This window comes from Mesorhizobium sp. B1-1-6, from assembly GCF_006443035.1.
Taxonomy (GTDB): Bacteria; Pseudomonadota; Alphaproteobacteria; order Rhizobiales; family Rhizobiaceae; genus Mesorhizobium.
In genome coordinates this window covers 54066-70622 of the sequence record NZ_VFWR01000007.1, presented here as the reverse complement: position 1 = coordinate 70622, position 16557 = coordinate 54066, and the positions used below count along the sequence as shown (strand labels likewise).

The 16557-nt window shown below is 62.2% G+C and carries 14 protein-coding genes, 1 tRNA gene and 3 pseudogenes; 12 read left to right on the top strand and 6 right to left on the bottom strand.

Annotated features, from left to right (window positions below; genetic code table 11):
- Positions 1–55 precede the first annotated feature (55 nt).
- A pseudogene (locus FJ979_RS15440) lies at positions 56–482 on the top strand (VOC family protein).
- Positions 483–492: 10 nt separating this feature from the next.
- Here FJ979_RS15440 and FJ979_RS15435 read toward each other — a convergent pair.
- Entirely contained in the window at positions 493–1443 is a 951-nt protein-coding gene (locus FJ979_RS15435; protein WP_140581996.1) for a trypsin-like peptidase domain-containing protein, read from the bottom strand.
- Positions 1444–1611: 168 nt separating this feature from the next.
- Between FJ979_RS15435 and FJ979_RS15430 the strand changes: the two genes are divergently transcribed.
- From FJ979_RS15430 to FJ979_RS15420, 3 genes are all read left to right on the top strand, one after another.
- Positions 1612–2484 (top strand): S1C family serine protease, encoded by an 873-nt coding sequence (locus tag FJ979_RS15430; protein WP_140555967.1) that lies wholly within the window; start codon positions 1612–1614, stop codon positions 2482–2484.
- Between the two features lie 8 nt (positions 2485–2492).
- On the top strand, positions 2493–3173 hold the full coding sequence (locus tag FJ979_RS15425) for a helix-turn-helix transcriptional regulator (RefSeq protein ID WP_140581993.1): 681 nt from the start codon (positions 2493–2495) through the stop codon (positions 3171–3173).
- 186 nt (positions 3174–3359) lie between these two features.
- Positions 3360–4226, top strand: coding sequence for an NAD(P)-dependent oxidoreductase (locus FJ979_RS15420; RefSeq protein WP_140495895.1), 867 nt, complete (start codon positions 3360–3362; stop codon positions 4224–4226).
- A 363-nt stretch (positions 4227–4589) separates the two neighbouring features.
- Here FJ979_RS15420 and FJ979_RS15415 read toward each other — a convergent pair whose 3' ends face one another.
- Positions 4590–6797, bottom strand: coding sequence for an OmpA family protein (locus FJ979_RS15415; protein WP_140581990.1), 2208 nt, complete (start codon positions 6795–6797; stop codon positions 4590–4592).
- Between the two features lie 197 nt (positions 6798–6994).
- Between FJ979_RS15415 and FJ979_RS15410 the strand changes: the two genes are divergently transcribed.
- Positions 6995–7441, top strand: coding sequence for a YcgN family cysteine cluster protein (locus FJ979_RS15410; RefSeq protein ID WP_140524949.1), 447 nt, complete (start codon positions 6995–6997; stop codon positions 7439–7441).
- Between the two features lie 257 nt (positions 7442–7698).
- On the top strand, positions 7699–8055 hold the full coding sequence (locus FJ979_RS15405) for a hypothetical protein (RefSeq protein ID WP_140495893.1): 357 nt from the start codon (positions 7699–7701) through the stop codon (positions 8053–8055).
- Positions 8056–8334: 279 nt separating this feature from the next.
- On the opposite strand, the gene FJ979_RS15400 is transcribed toward FJ979_RS15405, so the two are convergent.
- Positions 8335–9045: an SIMPL domain-containing protein gene (locus FJ979_RS15400; protein WP_140495892.1), complete on the bottom strand. Its 711-nt coding sequence runs from the start codon at positions 9043–9045 to the stop codon at positions 8335–8337.
- 145 nt (positions 9046–9190) lie between these two features.
- On the opposite strand from FJ979_RS15400, the gene FJ979_RS15395 reads away from it, so the two are divergent.
- Positions 9191–9266 (top strand) — tRNA-Ile (locus FJ979_RS15395).
- 177 nt (positions 9267–9443) lie between these two features.
- Here the strand turns inward: FJ979_RS15395 and FJ979_RS15390 are convergent.
- Positions 9444–9665, bottom strand: a complete 222-nt coding sequence (locus tag FJ979_RS15390) for a DUF2188 domain-containing protein (protein ID WP_140581987.1) — start codon at positions 9663–9665, stop codon at positions 9444–9446.
- 25 nt (positions 9666–9690) lie between these two features.
- Here FJ979_RS15390 and FJ979_RS33090 point away from each other — a divergent pair.
- Positions 9691–9795: pseudogene (locus FJ979_RS33090) on the top strand (DUF488 family protein); the annotation flags it as partial.
- 332 nt (positions 9796–10127) lie between these two features.
- Here the strand turns inward: FJ979_RS33090 and FJ979_RS15380 are convergent.
- Positions 10128–10652 (bottom strand): EF-hand domain-containing protein, encoded by a 525-nt coding sequence (locus FJ979_RS15380; RefSeq protein WP_140555960.1) that lies wholly within the window; start codon positions 10650–10652, stop codon positions 10128–10130.
- Positions 10653–10873: 221 nt separating this feature from the next.
- Between FJ979_RS15380 and FJ979_RS33085 the strand changes: the two are divergent.
- The 3 genes and pseudogenes from FJ979_RS33085 to FJ979_RS15365 all read left to right on the top strand — a co-directional run.
- Positions 10874–11060 (top strand): annotated as a pseudogene (locus FJ979_RS33085) (serine/threonine protein kinase); the annotation flags it as partial.
- Positions 11061–11239: 179 nt separating this feature from the next.
- Positions 11240–11566 carry a low affinity iron permease family protein gene (locus tag FJ979_RS15370; RefSeq protein ID WP_140499798.1) on the top strand — a complete coding sequence of 109 codons (327 nt, stop codon included), beginning with the start codon at positions 11240–11242 and terminating at the stop codon, positions 11564–11566.
- A 93-nt stretch (positions 11567–11659) separates the two neighbouring features.
- On the top strand, positions 11660–12910 hold the full coding sequence (locus FJ979_RS15365) for a phospholipase D-like domain-containing protein (RefSeq protein WP_224684751.1): 1251 nt from the start codon (positions 11660–11662) through the stop codon (positions 12908–12910).
- Positions 12911–13472: 562 nt separating this feature from the next.
- On the opposite strand, the gene FJ979_RS15360 is transcribed toward FJ979_RS15365, so the two are convergent.
- On the bottom strand, positions 13473–13898 hold the full coding sequence (locus tag FJ979_RS15360) for a DUF892 family protein (protein ID WP_246679315.1): 426 nt from the start codon (positions 13896–13898) through the stop codon (positions 13473–13475).
- Between the two features lie 217 nt (positions 13899–14115).
- Between FJ979_RS15360 and FJ979_RS15355 the strand changes: the two genes are divergently transcribed.
- Positions 14116–16557, top strand: coding sequence for an ATP-binding protein (locus FJ979_RS15355; protein ID WP_140500732.1), 2442 nt, complete (start codon positions 14116–14118; stop codon positions 16555–16557).

Below are 16557 nucleotides of genomic sequence, written 5' to 3'. Positions count from 1 at the left end.
GTATGTTAATTCAATTTACATGCAGACTGTATGTTGCTTGACGGGAGAAGGAAAGTTGAAGACGACCAGCTATTATCCGGTGCTGATGACCGGGGACGTTGCCGGCACAGCGGCGTTCTATGTCGAACATTTCGCCTTCCGGCCGCTGTTTACGAGCGACTGGTACGTGCATCTGCAATCGGTGGAGAGCAAGCGCGTCAATCTCGGTATCGTGCAAGGCGACCATGAGACGATCCCGGAAGAGGGACGGGGTCGGAGCTCGGGCCTGCTGATCAACTTCGAAGTCCGTGATCCCGATGCGGTCTATGAGCGGATCACAGCCGCCGGCCTGCCCATCCTTCGGTCCCTGCGCGACGAGCCTTTTGGCCAGCGCCATTTCATCACCAGGGATCCCAACGGCGTCCTGATCGATGTCATCAAAGCCGATCCCGCCAAGCGAGGAATTCCTGGCACAGTATGCGCAGGGTGCAGTGAGCGCCTGAGTGGAAACCCTCAACCAGCCCTTGCCACTGGCGTCACTGTCACCTGGCTGACACCGGTGCGGCGCACCACCGTGCACCGCGTCTCGCGGCCGATCCGCTCGGCGTCGAGCAAACGCACCAGGTCGTCGACGCCGGTGACCGGTCGGCCGTCTATCGCGGCGACGATATCGCCTTCCCTGAGGCCGGCCTTGGCCGCAGGGCCCTCCTTCTCGACGCCGCGCAGCCGAACCGCGGTCTTGCTCGATACTTGTGACAGAAGGGCTGCGCGACGGGGCAGGTTGACGGTGTCGGCCGACACCCCGATGAAGGCGCGACGGACGCGGCCGAAACGGATGATCTCCGAAATGACGAAATTGGCGGTGTTGGAGGCGACGGCAAAGGCAATGCCTTGCGCACCATGGATCATGGCGGTGTTGACGCCGATCACCTCGCCCGCCGAGGATACCAACGGTCCGCCGGAATTGCCGGGGTTGAGCGCGGCGTCGGTCTGGATGACGTCGTCGATCAGCCGCCCGGTGGAAGCGCGCATCGAGCGGCCGAGCGCCGAGACGACGCCCGAGGTGACGGTCCATTCGAAGCCGAGCGGGTTGCCGATGGCTATGGCGATCTGGCCGCGCCGCAGGCGCTTGGAATCGCCCAGCGGCGCGACATCGGCAAAGCTGCCGTCGGCGCGCACCAGCGCGATGTCGGTGTCGGCGTCGCGGCCGAGCACGCGGCCTTCGCTGGAGGCGCCGTCGGGCATCGACACGCGCACCGTTCTGGCATCGCCGACGACGTGGAAGTTGGTGACGACGAGCCCATCATGCGCAATGACGAAGCCCGACCCATGCCCGCCCTGGCCACCGATGCGCTCGATGCGGCAGACAGCCGGGCCGATGCGGTCGACAGCATCGGCCACCGTCGTCGAGTAGGCGTCGAGCAGCGCGTCGTCGGATTGGAATTTGGCGGCAGCAACGGCCATTGGCAGGCTCCATGTTTTCAGGCGCAACGATGACTATATGTGCGGAGCGGCTTCATCCGCCGCGACCTGACCAGATGGCCAGTCGCCCGGCCGACTAGCCGTCAGGCGAGTATCTCCAAGCGCGCTGCCGCGCGATATCTGGGGCATGGATGAACCCAGGAGACTGCTATGAGCGAATTCAATCTAAGTGCCTTTTCGGAAGCCATTGCCGATCTGGCAGCCAAGGCGGCGCCGGCGACCGCGAGCTTCACCACCCACAATCATCGCACAGCGAGCGCTTTCCATTGGCGCGACGGCTACTTCGTTGCCGCCGAGGAAGCCGTCGAGGCCGGCGAGGAGATCGAGCTGACGCTGGCTTCGGGCGAGACGGTGAAGGCCGATCTTGTCGGCCGCGATCCCTCGACCGGCGTCGCCCTGCTCAAGCCGGCCGGTGCTACCAATGCCGAGCCGTTGGCCAGGGCGGATGCGGTGCGGCCCGGCAACATTGCCGTCGCCATCGGCAACAGCCGGGGTTCGGCGTTGGCAGTTTCAGGCTCGGTCGGCGAAGTCGGCCCGGCCTGGCGCTCAATGCGCGGCGGCACCATCGACCGGCGCATCAACCTGGCGGTGGGCGCCGGCGGCCGTTTCGAGGGCGGCCCGGTGCTCGATGCCAAGGGCGCGCTGATCGGCATGCTGTTGTTCGGGCCGCGCGGCCGCGCGCTGGTCATGCCTTACGAGACGATCGAGCGGGCGGTCGCGACGCTGCGAGAGAAAGGCCATGTCGCCCGCGGCTATCTCGGCGCCGGCTTGCATCCGATCCGCGACGGCGAGGCCCGCGGCGCCATCGTCATGAGCCTTGATGACAACGGTCCGGCCAAGGCCGCCGGCCTTTCCCTCGGCGACATCATCGTCGCCTGGAACGGCGAGGCGGTGAGCGGCCCGCGCGAGCTGATCCGCAGGCTCGGGCCCGACAGCGCCGGAGCTTCGGTTACGCTCGGTGTCGTGCGCGGCGGAGAACAGCGAGACGTGGCGCTGACGATCGGCGAAAAGCCGCTTAACTGAGAGGATTGATGGACGCGATCGCGACAGGCGAGATGACGCAAAGCGGCACCGGCGAGCGGCAGCTGGTCGTGCTGGTGGCGCTCGGTGATGCCGCGCGCGCCGAGCGGCTGTCCGTGTCGCTTGCCGCGACCGACGATCTGCTGCCGGTGACGCCGGGCAGCAGCGAAGCGGTTGATGTCGCCATCGTCGACGAGACCGCCGGCCCCACGGGTGCGGGAACAGGGAAGGGCGACGCCGTTCCCGCCGCGACCGCGCGGGTGCTGTTGTCTTCGCAGGCCGGCCTGGCACGGCCGCAGGGGCAGGTGTTCGCCGTGCTGCCGACGGCGGCGGATGCAATGCTGATTGCGGCCGCCGCCAGGCTGGCGGCGGCCGGCTACCGCGTCTTTGGCGACAGCGGATCCGTTCCTGGCCGCCGCGATGATTTCCAAGGCGGCGATATTGGCGGCGACGGCCTTTTCGACGAGGAGCATCCCGACGAGCATGCCGCCCGCCCGACGCTGTCGCCGCGAGAAGCGGAAGTGCTGGCGCTGCTGGCCGAAGGCGCGCCCAACAAGGTGATCGCGCGGCGGCTCGACATTTCCGTTCATACGGCGAAGTTCCATGTCGCCGCGATTCTGATCAAATTGGGCGCTGCCAACCGCACGGATGCCATCGCCATTGCGATGCGGCAGGGGCTGGTGCTGGTCTAGGGTGCCGTCTCAGCCAGGATTTGACGATCATCGTCAAAGTCAGCGCTGCCCCTATAGCTTCAGATCATTTACAGCGGCAAGGAACGGACCCTCCGCAGCGTCACCGTCAGCCGCTGCCGCAAGCTCTTGTATCCGGGGACCGCCACAGGCAAGGATCGCGCTACGAGACAAGCAAGCGGAGGAAAAATGTCGCTCAAGGGAAAGACGCTGTTCATCTCCGGCGGGTCGCGCGGCATCGGGCTGGCGATCGCTTTGCGCGCCGCGCGCGACGGCGCCAATGTGACGATCGCGGCCAAGACCGCTGAGCCACATCCGAAGCTGCCGGGCACGATCTACACCGCCGCTGAAGAGATCGAGCAAGCCGGCGGCAAGGCGCTGCCGGTCCTGTGCGACATTCGCGAGGAGGCGCAAGTGGCCGAAGCGGTGTCGAAGACGGTCGAAAAATTCGGCGGCATCGATATCTGTGTCAACAATGCCAGCGCTATCCAGCTCACCGGGACCCTGGAAACCGACATGAAGCGTTACGACCTGATGCACCAGATCAACACGCGCGGCACGTTTCTCGTTTCCAAAATGTGCATTCCGCACCTGAAGTTGGCCGGGAATCCTCATATCTTGAATCTGGCGCCGCCGCTCGACATGAAGGCCAAGTGGTTCAAGAACCATGTCGCCTACACCATGGCCAAGTTCGGCATGTCCATGTGCACGCTGGGCATGAGCGCGGAGTTCGCCAAGGACGGCATCGCGGTCAATTCGCTGTGGCCGATCTCGACCATCGATACCGCGGCGGTGCGCAATCTTCTGGGCGGCGCGACGGTGGCCGCGATGAGCCGTTCGCCCGAAATCATGGCCGATGCCGCGCATGCCATCTTCATGCGGCCATCACGCGAAGCGACCGGCAATTTCTACATCGACGAGGAAGTGCTGCGCGCCGAGGGGATCAGCGATTTTTCGGTGTATGCGCCGGGTGCGGCCGGGCCGCTGGCCGGCGACTTTTTTGTCCCGGACGAGGTGTTTGCCAATTCCGACACGAAGATCAGGACGGCTTTCTAAAGATGTATCGAGGCGCAAATTCCGGATGGAACTCGGTTTCAGACATTCCTGGAGTTGCTCTGAGCAAAAAGCCCCGCCGGAGAGGGCCGGCGGGGCTCAGTGCGTCCCGCTGGAGTCGGGACGGGGCAGGGAACGCCCGATCCTGAATCTGGGGTAGGCCATCTCGCGATTCAATGAGCGGGACCCGACGCCAGGACAATTCTTGTTGAACTTGGGCCGTTGCCGCGATCTCGCCCATCCCGGCGAAACCGGGATGGGCTTTTTACCGATCCGATTCCAGAAGCCTGCTCAAGCGCCTGGAAATGCAGACATTTGTGGACCATGATCTTTTCCGAAAGCCGGTTTCCGGCTCCCGGATCGTGGTCAGTTGTTGCTCGCCACCGGCGCCACCAGCGAGGTGATGCGGCGGATGGCGACACGCCGGTTCTCGCGATTGGGGCCTGAGGTGTCGACCTTCAGATATTCCTCGCCATAGCCCTGCGTGGTCAGGTTTTCAGGCGGTATGCCGAAGGCGTTGGTCAGCGCTTCGGCCACCGCTTCGGCGCGGCGGTCCGACAGAGCGAGGTTCGCCTCCGGTGTGCCGACAGCGTCCGTGTGGCCTTCGATAAGGAAGGTCTCGGCCGGGTTCTTCTTCAACAGCTTCTCCATGGCCGTGGCGACACCCTCGAGCTTCTGCACCTCGGCATCGGAGATCGAGGAAGAGCCGAATTCGAAGTTCAGCGTGTCAAGATCGATGCGTCGGGCAATGTCGCGCACCCGTGCGGAACGCTTGACCTCGTTGATCGAATAGAGGCGCTGCACCTTCTCCACCGGCGGTTGCTCGAGGAAGGTGTAGTAGTCGTCCGGGCTTTCGACCTCTTCGGAGTCAAGGATGTAGTCCCGGCGCGGAATGGTCAGCCGCATCGGTGGTAGGTCGTCGCCCGGATCGCGCCAATCATTATCGTCGTCGTAGCTTCGTTCGTCGACATAGCTCAACACATACTCATGACCGTCGGGCATGATGCGCGACCGCTGGATGATGTCGCCGTAGCGGTTGCGGATGGTGACGATCTGCACGCCGTTGTCGCGCTCGACTGTCTCGCGCGTGCGGCCTTGCGACAGATCCTCATAGTAGACATCCTTGGCGCCGCGGGTCAGGCGCGGGCGGTCACTGCTCTGAACGTATGTCTGATCGTTGAGCTGGATGATGACGCGATCGCCGATCTCCTTGAGCACGTCGACACCCTTGGGGCGGCGGCGGTCGCGGATGTTCTCGTCCGGTGCGCGCTCGAGGCGTTTGCCCTTCTCCTCGGTAACCGGGACGATTTTTTCCGGTTTGATCTCCTGCTGAGCAGCTCTATCGTCGGTCGGAGGCGGACCCTGGTCGACGGGAGCGACCGCGGGCTGGCGGCCCTGAGCACCGCCCTGCCGGGCGTTTTGCCCACCATTCTGCTGCTCGCCATTTTGCTGCTCGCCATTCTGGTTGGCGGGGTTCCTGCTGGCCTGGCCGTTCTCGCCGCGGCCGCGGCGTCGGGCATCCTTCTGGCTGTCGAGAATGGGGGCAGCGTTCTTGTCGGCGGGCGTCTCGGCCTGCTCGGGGTTTTGCCCCTGGACAGGCGCGGCCTTGCCGGCACTGGGCTGTTCACCCGTGGCCGGCTGCTCGCCCGTTGCAGGCTGCCTGCCGGTTTGCTGTTGTTCGCCATTGGCCGGCTGCTGTTCGCCATTGGCCGGCTGCTCGCTAGCCGGTTGTCTGGCGTTCTTTTTCCTCTTGTCCTGGGGTTGTTCGCCCTGGGCTGCCGGCCTCTCGCCTGAGGGTGCCGGTTCTGCCTTGGGTGCTTCTGCGGCAGGTGCTTCCTTCGGTGTCGGCACGGCGCTGGGCTCGGCCTGCTGCTCCTGTTTGCGCTTCTTGCGCTGGTTGTCGTTGGCAGGTTCCGTTTGGCCCGCCGGTGCCTGTTCGGTCTGCTGTTGTTGGTCGCGCTTCTTCCTGCGCGGCTGCTGTTCCTCGGTGGCGGGTGCTGCCTCACTGGCTGGCGCCTGCTCGGTCTGCTGCTGCTGGTCGCGCTTCTTCCTGCGCGGCTGCTGTTCCTCGACAGCGGGCGCGGCTTCACCGGCGGGCGCCTGCTCGACCTGCTGCTGGTCGCGCTTCTTCCTGCGTGGCTGTTGTTCCTCGGCAGCTGGTGCGGCCTGCTGCGCGGGGGCCTGTTCGGTCTGCTGTTGCTGATCGCGCTTCTTCCTGCGCGGTTGTTGTTCCTCGACGGCGGGCGCGGCTTCACCAGCGGGCGCCTGCTCGACCTGCTGCTGATCGCGCTTCTTCCTGCGTGGCTGTTGTTCCTCGGCGGCTGGCGCGGGCTGCTGTGCGGGTGCCTGTTCGGTCTGCTGTTGTTGCTGATCGCGCTTCTTCTTGCGTAGCAGTTCCTGGTCGCTCTGCTGTGCATCGTCAGTCTGGGTGTCCTGGGCCAGGACCAGCGGCATTGCGCTGTCTCGCATGGGGCCGAACGCGGCACTTCCCTGAAGCGGGGATGCGCCCAACGGCGCGGATGCCATCAGCAGGCCGAGTGCGGTGCCTGCCAGAATCCGTGGTTGGCGTTTCATCGAAATTCTCCTTGTGGGGTCCCATCCTTGCCGAAACCGATTTTAACGAAATTGGTTCCGGCGGCTCATGGTTAGGGACCGTACGGGGCGATTGGCCGGCCTTTTGAAGGCAACTTCATGTCTTTCGACGGGGGTGCCGCCCCATTCCAGCCTTTGCCCTGCTTGACCTTCGCGGCGGCTGGGGCCACATGCCGGAGATGGAAACGCCGTTCTGGAAAACAAAGACGCTGGAAGCAATGAGCCCGGCCGAGTGGGAATCGCTCTGCGACGGCTGCGGCAAATGCTGCCTGTCGAAGCTCGAGGACGAGGATACTGGCGACATCTACTGGACCAGCGTCGGCTGCCGCCTGTTCGACGCGCAGACATGCCGCTGTTCGGACTATCACAACCGGCTGGCGCGCGTTCCCGATTGCGTCGGGCTGACGCCGCAAAATGTACGCACCATCAGTTGGCTGCCCAGCACCTGCGCCTACCGGCTGGTCGCGGAGGGGCACGATCTCTACTGGTGGCACCGTCTGGTGTCGGGCAGTGCCGAGACGGTGCATGAGGCCGGCATGTCGATGCGCGGCCGGGTCAAGGCCAACGAGACGGATCTGGCCGAGCCGGAGGATTATTTCGACTATATGCTTGACGACGAGCCATAAGCTCGCATCGGGACGAGGAACCATAGCTCGCATCGGGATGACGAGCCCTGAGGCCGGTGTCCGCAAGGGCGCGCAGGAACCAGGAACCATGCGAGACGTTTGGGGCACATTGTTGGAAAACCGGCAGAAGCTTCCTTTTTCCGCCACATGAACCGCGGATGAACGGCGGGTTCGTAAATAGTTCAGACAGGCGGGTGCATTCTCCCATCATCGATTTCAAGAGGACGGGCGAGAGCCCGCAACAAGGAGAGAAGACCATGTTCAACACGGTGAAAACGGCAGCCCTTTCGGCCCTCGTCGGCCTCGGTACGCTGGCGGCCGTTCCCGCCCATGCCGACAGCCTTTACCTGGGCTTCGGCAACAACAACGATCCGCGCTTCGGCGTCTATGCCGGGGATGACGGCTATCGCCACCGCCGTGATGAACGCCGCGACGACTGGCGCCGCGGCTGTTCGCCCGACTGGGCCCTGAACAAGGCCGAACGCATGGGGCTGCACCGTGCCCGCATCGTCGACGTCAGCCGCCGCACGGTCAAGGTGATGGGCCGCCAGTATGGCGACCGCGTCGTCATCGTGTTCGCCAACGAGCGTGGTTGCCCTATCATCAACCGCTGAGCCTCTTAAGGCGCGACCTTCTGCGAGGGTTGGTAGCGACATGATCCTCTGCGGGATCAGTCGCAGACACCACCCTCTGCGAAGATCCGTCTGGAGACATGATCCTTTCAGGATCAGTCTGGAGACACGACCTTCTGCGAAGGTCGGTCTGGAGTAGTGGAGCCGCTTTCCTTCGGGAAGAATGCGGCTCAAAAAACCCGCGGGAGCGATCCCGCGGGTTTTTCATGCACCACGGCGGACGGTTCAGGGTCGGGCTCGGCCATGGACCATCGAAGACGCTTATTTCAGTTCGAAGGTAACGGTGACCTGGACATTGTAGGCGTTCTCGCCGGCCTGCACCGGAGCAGCACCGACGGCCGCGTCGAAGGCCTTGGCGTTGATCGGCATCGGTGGCGGCGCGATGTTCTGGTCAGTGATTTCGATCACCCGGCCTATACTGACGCCGGCTGCTTCCGCCAGCGTCTTGGCCTTGGCCATGGCATCGGCCACCGCCTTTTTGCGCGCTTCGGTGACGGTGGCAGCCGGATTGTCGTTGGTGAAGACGATGCCGCCGCCCTGGTTGACGCCCAGCGACACCGCCTTGTCGAGGATCTCACCGGTCTTGTCGACGTCGCGCACGCGCACCGACAGTGTGTTGGTTACCTGGTAAGCAATCAATTCGGCCTCCTGGCCGCCGTCGGGCTTGTTTGTGTAGTTATAGCGCGGATTGATCTGGATGCCCGCGGTCTGGAGGTCGCGGTCCTTGATGCCGGCCGACTTCATCGCGGCGATCACGGCCGCCATGGCGTCGTTGTTGGCATCCAGTGCGGCGCGCGCCGTCTTGGCTTCGCGCATGACGCTGAGCGTCAGGACCGCCAGGTCGGGCGCTACAGTCGCCGCCCCTTCGCCCGAAACCACGATACGGGGCGGTGTCGGCGACTCAGCGGCCGCGGCCAGCGTCGGAAAGGCGATGGCGGCGGCGAGTGCGAGGGGCAAAAGAGGTCTGGTCATGAAATCTCCTCGGGTAAGCATATCCGCGCCCAGCGGGCGCACGCGGCTCCTTATGGCGCGATTATGGGCTGATTTGGACGATTGTGACCAGCGGTCCCGGAAAGCCTTGTGCCGCGATGCGAAAAACATTAATCCAGCCCGCGTGGGGCCTGTAGCTCAATGGTTAGAGCCGGCGGCTCATAACCGCTTGGTTGGGGGTTCGAGTCCCTCCGGGCCCACCATCGTCCTCTAGACCCCTTGTAAATCCTACAAACTGCTGTTTCCAAGCGCTTTCCGCCCTGTATGGTTCCAACATTGGCTCCAACATTTGGGTGGTTTTGGGTGGCAAAAGTCGCTGGTCTGATAAGAAAGAAGAGCGCCTATTTTTACGTGCGCAGGATATCCTTGTGTTGAAGCCGCTAACCGCGCGGCGGGAAGGGATCGTTGCCGTAAGAGTTCGAGTCGCGGATCTGCCCGTTGGGGCGATGGAACACCACCTCGCTGTGCTGGTTGATGGCGATGTCTCTTGCCGAGGCGAACGCACCGGCTTGGGTCGGATGAAGCGAAGTGGCGCGGTTATTGCCGGCGCCGAGCACCGCCCACTGACCGTCGCGAGGTACGACATGCTGATTTTTGCCCATGAAAGTCTCCGTTAAGGTTCGTTTGTCCGTCGGCAGGCAGCAGCGGTGCGCCATCATGTGCTCGGAAACGCTTTGGTGGCGCTGCCACAGGAGAATCGTCGCGAATTATCTGATCAGTCGTGGCGAGTCCGCGCCGCCGCGGCATCGGAGACGCGCAAGGTCGGGTGTGTGAGGCGGATGTTCGGCTTGCGCCGGGTTTTGTGCAGTCCTGCATTTGAATAGACGTGCTTTGCCTGCACCAGCCGCCCATCAGGGTGCGGAACTGAGCCAATTCATGAAACCTTGCTGGAAGCGCCGAGGCACTTCGGCCTCTGGCACGTTCCACGAATTGAAGAGACGCTTGCCTGCTTCGGGTCACTGCACGAGCATGCTCGCATCGGTGTGGAGGTCCGATCGACCAGCCGGGCATACTACCAACCGATGCTAGGGATAGCGTCCAAAAAAGCGCCTAAGTTCGAAGTGCTACTGCATCTCTCCACTTCCGCGACTATGTGAGAAGGATTCAATCTCCTCCAAGTCAATCCTGCCATCGCCGTTCTCGTCGACGACGTCAAATATCCTCCCGATCACATCCTGGATCTCGCTCTGCGAAAGTGCTCCATCGCCGTCGGCGTCCATTATCGCAAACATTATTTTCATCCTGGCCGCGTGCATCATGCGAGGCCCCATGCGATCAGGCTTTCGAGCTATCCTGTCCCCATCGTGCGGCCCTTGCCCTATGTCCCGGTGCCAATCTTGCCGATGCGGAGGCCTTTCTTCGGGGCCGCGATCTCCCTGCAGCTTGTCCTGTAACATCTCGTCCATCATCTGCCGCATCATCTCACGCGTCTGGTCTTCTGTCTGTTTGTTAGGGCCTGGCAGTGGTGTGGATCCAGACTGCTGCGGCGGCGGCTTAAGCTCCGGTGTCCCACTCGTCTGGGCCAGCGCCGGCAAGCTTAACATGACCAAAGCAGCGGCAGCTGCCGTCGTCCCACATTGTACTTTCATCGGATTCTCCTTCCTTGAATGGCCATGCCAAACTTCGGCATTCACGGCCAAACTTGCTCCTCAGACTTTGGTTCCGGATGCAAGCTGCACAATAGAAGCTCAAATCGTGAGGTTCGGCAGCTGAAGTACGATGCAGCGATGTCGAGCGACAACATCTTCGGTCATTTGATGGCCGCCTCGCTCACGGCTGCGGGGTACTCACCGTTTGGCGGGCGCCGACGACGCAAACCGCCGCCGAACTGGAAGCGATTGCATCTTCACACGGCTGGACGCCCGAACCCGTGTTGAGGAACTGTCGGCTTCGGAGACTGTCAGTGGCGCGGCCATCAGACGATTTCCAGACTGCCGACCTTCGCTTGGGTGAGACGCGTAAAGGCTATCGAACGCGCAATCGAGGAACACAAACCACGGTGATCGTTGCTGCCGAAATGGTGAGATAGAGAATGCTCGCAGGCTGCTCCTAAAAAGATGATCGAACGCCGCTTGGAATGGAACATGCGCTCCCACCACTGCTTGGCGCTCCGCCGGCATGCATTGTAAGAGCTTGGCACAACGGGAACCTGCGTTGCAGTCGAAAGTTCTTGATGATGGCAAATCGCCCGATCACGAGCGTGCTCACCTCAATTGGCACGTTGACCTCTCGGCCGGCAGCATTCCTGGTGCTGCTGGCTTACGCGGCCCTTTGGCTATTTCTCGACAGGGCGAGTTTGAACTGGCACGGCGCGGCGACCCTGTTCACCTGGGCCATGACACTGTTCATTCAACGCGCAGAACATCGCGACACGCAGGCGATCCATGCCAAGCTGGATGAGATGTTGCGAACGAATAGCTCGGCATCGAACATCACCAGAATCGATGATGAGGAACCAGAGGAAATCGAAAAGCATCGCACTCGTAAACAGCAGGGCGATTGAGATGTGCCATGCGGACTCGCGGCGCTACGGGCGGGTGCGGACCCAGTGAGGTTTGGCGTAAACCGGGGAAGGCTGCTTAAGAGCCTCAAATACGTGGCCCTTGCCGTCATCGCCAGCCTGATCACTTTGCTGAGCATAAACTTGGCACCAGAGCCACGCATTTTGCGAACGCTTGTCCCGCACCGATTCGACGCGTCGGATCCCGAATTTGCAAGGAGCATGAGCAGTTATTCGCAAGGACAGCTGTTCGATTCAAACTCGGTACAAACCCTTGTCAACGGAGATGAGATCTTTCCTTCAATGCTGCGGGCAATCCATGCGGCTCGGTCTACAATTGATTTCGAGACCTATATCTATTGGTCGGGGGTCGTCGGTTATGAGTTCGCGACCGCGTTGGCAACCAAAGCCCGGGAGGGTGTCGAGGTCCGTGTGCTCGTTGACTGGGTCGGCAGCCTGCCGTTCGATGAAGACCTGATCGAGATCATGACAAGCGCCGGCGTGCGGTTCCAGCGCTATAGACCTATTCATTGGTATACGTTGGATCGTGTAAACAACCGGACCCATCGCAAGCTGCTCATCGTCGACGGGCTGGTCGCGTTCACCGGCGGCGTCGGTATTGCCGACAACTGGCTCGGAAACGCCCGCAACCCAGATGAGTGGCGCGACACGCACTATCAAGTCAAAGGACCCGCAGTGTCTGCCTTCCAGGCGGCATTCGCGGAAAACTGGTTGGAGACGGCCGGCGAGACATTGCAAGGTGAGAAGTTCTACCCACCCTCCGAACCTGCGGGGTCGCTTAGCGCTCAGCTGATCCTGTCATCGCAGCCAAATGGCTCGGAGAACATGGAACTGATGATGCTGGCGGCGATCGCTGCCGCCAGGGATCATCTTCGCATCGGAATGGCCTATTTCGTGCCTGACGATATTGCCCTGCAGCAGATCTTGGACGCCAGGAAACGAGGGGTAGCAGTCGACGTGATCGTGCCCAACTGGCTCACAGACGTGCCCCTGGTCCGAAAGGGCTCGCGGTACTTCTGGGGCGACTTGCTCAAAGCTGGGGTCCGGATCTTCGAGTTCCAGCCAACGATGTATCATCCCAAACTCCTGATCGTCGACGATGTCTGGACGAGCTTTGGCTCTGCCAACCTGGACGAGCGCTCTTTGCGACTGAACGACGAAGCCACGCTGAATGTCTACGGCCGGGATTTTGCCAAAACGCAGATCGACCTGTTCAGCCAGGATCTTGCGCGATCAAGGCAGATCAGTTTGGGCGAATGGGAAGCGCGCCCCCTGACCGAAAAAATATCGGACTGGCTGGCCAGCAGACTACACTCGCAACTCTAGAGCCTCTTGGTGGGCGAGTCCCCGCAAACCGGCATCTGCGCCCGTCAAATGGCTAATATGGTGCGCCACGCGCAAGAATGGGAGCAACCCCGCAATAACACCGAGCGGATTGCTCAACACGCGCCCTGCAACTTCATCGGTCGATGCATCCCCACCTCGTCGGTCACGCGGCCCCTTTGCGATCATGACAGTGAGACCCGAAAGTGCTCTCAACGATGGTGTATTAAGGTCCGCGCATGGGCGGCTGGAAGCCTGAGCGATCAGAGGCACCGGCATGTCTTAATGAGGACGAATACGCCCACTTGCGTAAGGCAGCGCCAAAAGCCCCAGGGCGATCCAGAAGCCGGGCTCAGCCATTGCGGCGAGATATGACAGAAGTCGCTTCATGTTGCCCCACCCGTGCCCTGACGAATCCGCGGCCGATCATAAACTCGAGACAAGAGTCCGCTCTTGTGGGAGGAGAAGCGGGCTCTTAGCTGCGACCTAAGACCCAGCGGCCGGCGCAAGAGCCGCCCAGCGGACCCGATCGCCAGAAAAAAAGTCCGCCCGCGCCATTTGGGCGTCACTTTCGCGGCATCGCTGTCGGCCGCGGCGCGAGACAGGAACATCTGCGTCGTCTCGGCGAGATGGCTCTTGAGCCAATCCCCCCATCGCCTCCTCTTCGCGCAGATTGCTCGAAAGTATAGCTGGCGAGCGAGCCCTTCATCACCTCGTCGCCGGCAAACACGCCGCTGATCGACTGGGCCATGGCGGTGAGCTTGCCGCCTGCGTCTTTCATCGCGGAGGATCCCTCTCCGATCCGGTCAAGACAGCTTTTGAGGCGCGAGGCCTGCTGCCGCGTCTCGTCGAGATGCTGACGGATGTGGTTGCGGAGCTCCGGATAGCTCTCGAGGCGTGACAGTTGCCCGGAGAGCATCGTCTCGGCCTGCTCCTCCATAGCGTGAGCGTCCCTCAGCCACTGTATCAACCAGTCGCGCGATTGTGTCATGAAGCTCTCCCTTTGGGTTGCTCGCCCAAACCGCGAGCGGAGAGGATGGCTCCGCCCGGGCTATGGCAGGCTCGGCCAGAGGGCTGTCGACGCGCGGATTAACCACCGACGCGACTTCGAGCAGCGAGCCTCAACTGGCAGAGGGCCGGAGCCTGTAGCTTCTTTAGACCTCGGATAGGTTTTGGCGGTATCTATCGGGAAAAGGAGCGGGAAAGTCATGACCGAGTTCTGGCAGTCACTCCTCGCCAATCTTGCCCTAGTCTCCATCCTCGTGGTCGCCTGGGATCTTGTGGCGGACTTCACTGGGCGTCTGTCGACGCGGATGCAGTCGCTGGTTCTTGGTGTGGTCATGTGCATGGGCGCGATCATTTCCATGGCGACGGGCTTATCCGTCTCCGGCTTCGTCGTCGATCTCCGCGCCGCCTTCATTGCGGCTGCCGCGTTCTTCGGTGGATGGCCGGCGATGTTCATCGCTACTGCCGGCTCCATTGCCTATCGCATCTATCTCGGTGGACAGGGCGCGAGCGTCGGTGTCGTGGGGATCCTCATCACCGCTATAGTCGGTATTGCGTGGCACCACATCGTTACTGCCCGGTCTCGCACCATGTTCGACATATTCGGACTCGGCGTGTCGGTAGCTTTCGCCGGGCTGATCACGCTCCTGATCATCCCCTCGCAAGTCGTTGCCGACCTGGTGCAGCAGAGCACACTCCCATCACTCGTGTTCCGCTTCCTCAGCACCGTCCTCATAAGCGTTCTGCTGGACCGGCAGCAGCGGCGGCGCGATCTTGCGATGTCCAACATGATCTACCGGGCCATGGTCCGCGAACTCCCGGATTGCCTGAACATTAAGGATGTCGACGGCCGGTTCATCGCCGCCAATCCCGCTACTGCCGAAATGATGCGCGCCGCTTCGGTCGAACAGCTTATCGGCAAGACGGATTTCGATTTCTACTCTAAGGACGTGGCCGAGCGCTTCCGGCAGGATGAGATGGGCGCTCTGGAAGCCGGGCAGACGCTGCGCATCGACCAGCCGGCGGTTTTCCCGGACGGCAGACAAGGCTGGCTCTACACGCTGAAGGCACCGTTCCGCGACGAGACCGGCAAGATCAGCGGCGTCATCACCTACAATCGCGACATCACCGAGCAAAAGCGAAATGCCCAGCTGAAGAACGATTTCATCTCGACGGTCAGCCACGAATTGCGCACTCCACTGACCTCCATCCGCGGCTCACTTGGTTTGATCGCGGCCGGCGTCGCCGGCGAACTGCCGCCCAAGGCCGCCAATCTCGTCAACATCGCCCACACCAACAGTGAAAGGCTGGTTCTTCTCATCAACGACATCCTTGATATGGAGAAGATCGAATCTGGCGTGATCACCTTCAAGATCAGGCAGATGGCTGTCCGCCCGGTCCTGGAACAGGCGATTGCCGCCAGCACCAACTACATGGCCGACAGCCGAATCAGGATCGTCCTGGTCGACGATGCCCCGCGCGCCGAAGCCAACATAGATCCGGATCGCCTGCATCAGGTGATGGCCAACCTGCTGTCGAATGCGATCAAGTTCTCGCACACTGATGGCATCGTCACGGTGAAACTCCATCGTCGTGCCCCCGATATGCTGCGCATCTCGGTCGTGGACCAGGGCGCTGGCATCCCCGAGGCGTTCCGCAGTCGCATATTCGGGAAGTTCGAGCAGGCGGACGCCTCCAGCACTCGCAAGATAGGCGGTACTGGCCTGGGCTTGAGCATCGTCAAGGCCATCACTGAAAAGCTGGGCGGCGGCATCTCCTTCGAAACCGAGGAAGGCAAGGGAACCTCGTTTCACATTGACCTCCCCGAAGCGCACAGGCAGACCGAGAAGCCGGTTTCGGTCGAGCGCCGGGCGCGCAAGCGCGATGGCCGCCTGCGTGTCCTCATCTGCGAGGACGAGCCTGACATTGCTGTGGTGATCGCAGCACTTCTCGATGCAGAAGGCTTTGCCAGCGACGTCGCGCCCGATATCGACACCGCCAAGGCGCTGCTGAGCTCGCGCGACTACGTGGCGCTGACGCTCGACATCAAGCTGGCGGGGGAATCCGGAATCAAGCTCTTCCACGACATACGGGCATCACCGGTGAATTCCGACATTGCGGTCATCGTCATCTCCGCCGTCGCCGACGAGGCCAGGCGCTCGCTGAACGGCAGCGCCGTCGGCATCGTCGACTGGCTGGAGAAGCCGGTGGATTCGAAACGGCTTCACGCCGCTCTTGCCAAGATCGTCGGCCGTAGGGTCGAGCCGAAGCCACAAATCCTGCATGTCGAAGACGATGAGGGCGTGCTTGCGGTGATGTCAGAAGGGCTGGGTTCGGGCGTCTCGATCACCTCGGCGAAGACACTAAAGCAGGCCCAGGAGGCGATCGCCCGCTATCGCTTCGACCTAGTCATCCTGGATATCGCGCTTCCCGACGGATCGGGCCTCGACCTCCTGACCGATCTGCCGCTCGAGACTGCGGTCATCGTGTTCTCGGCGGCGGAACTCGACCAGAAGCTCGGCGATCGGGTGCAGGCGATCATGACCAAGACCAGAGCGTCGGAAATCGATGTGGCAAAGTTGGTACGGAACATGTTGGTTTCGTCCCGCAATGGCACTCGGCCTGCCGCGCACGCCAAGGAGTGA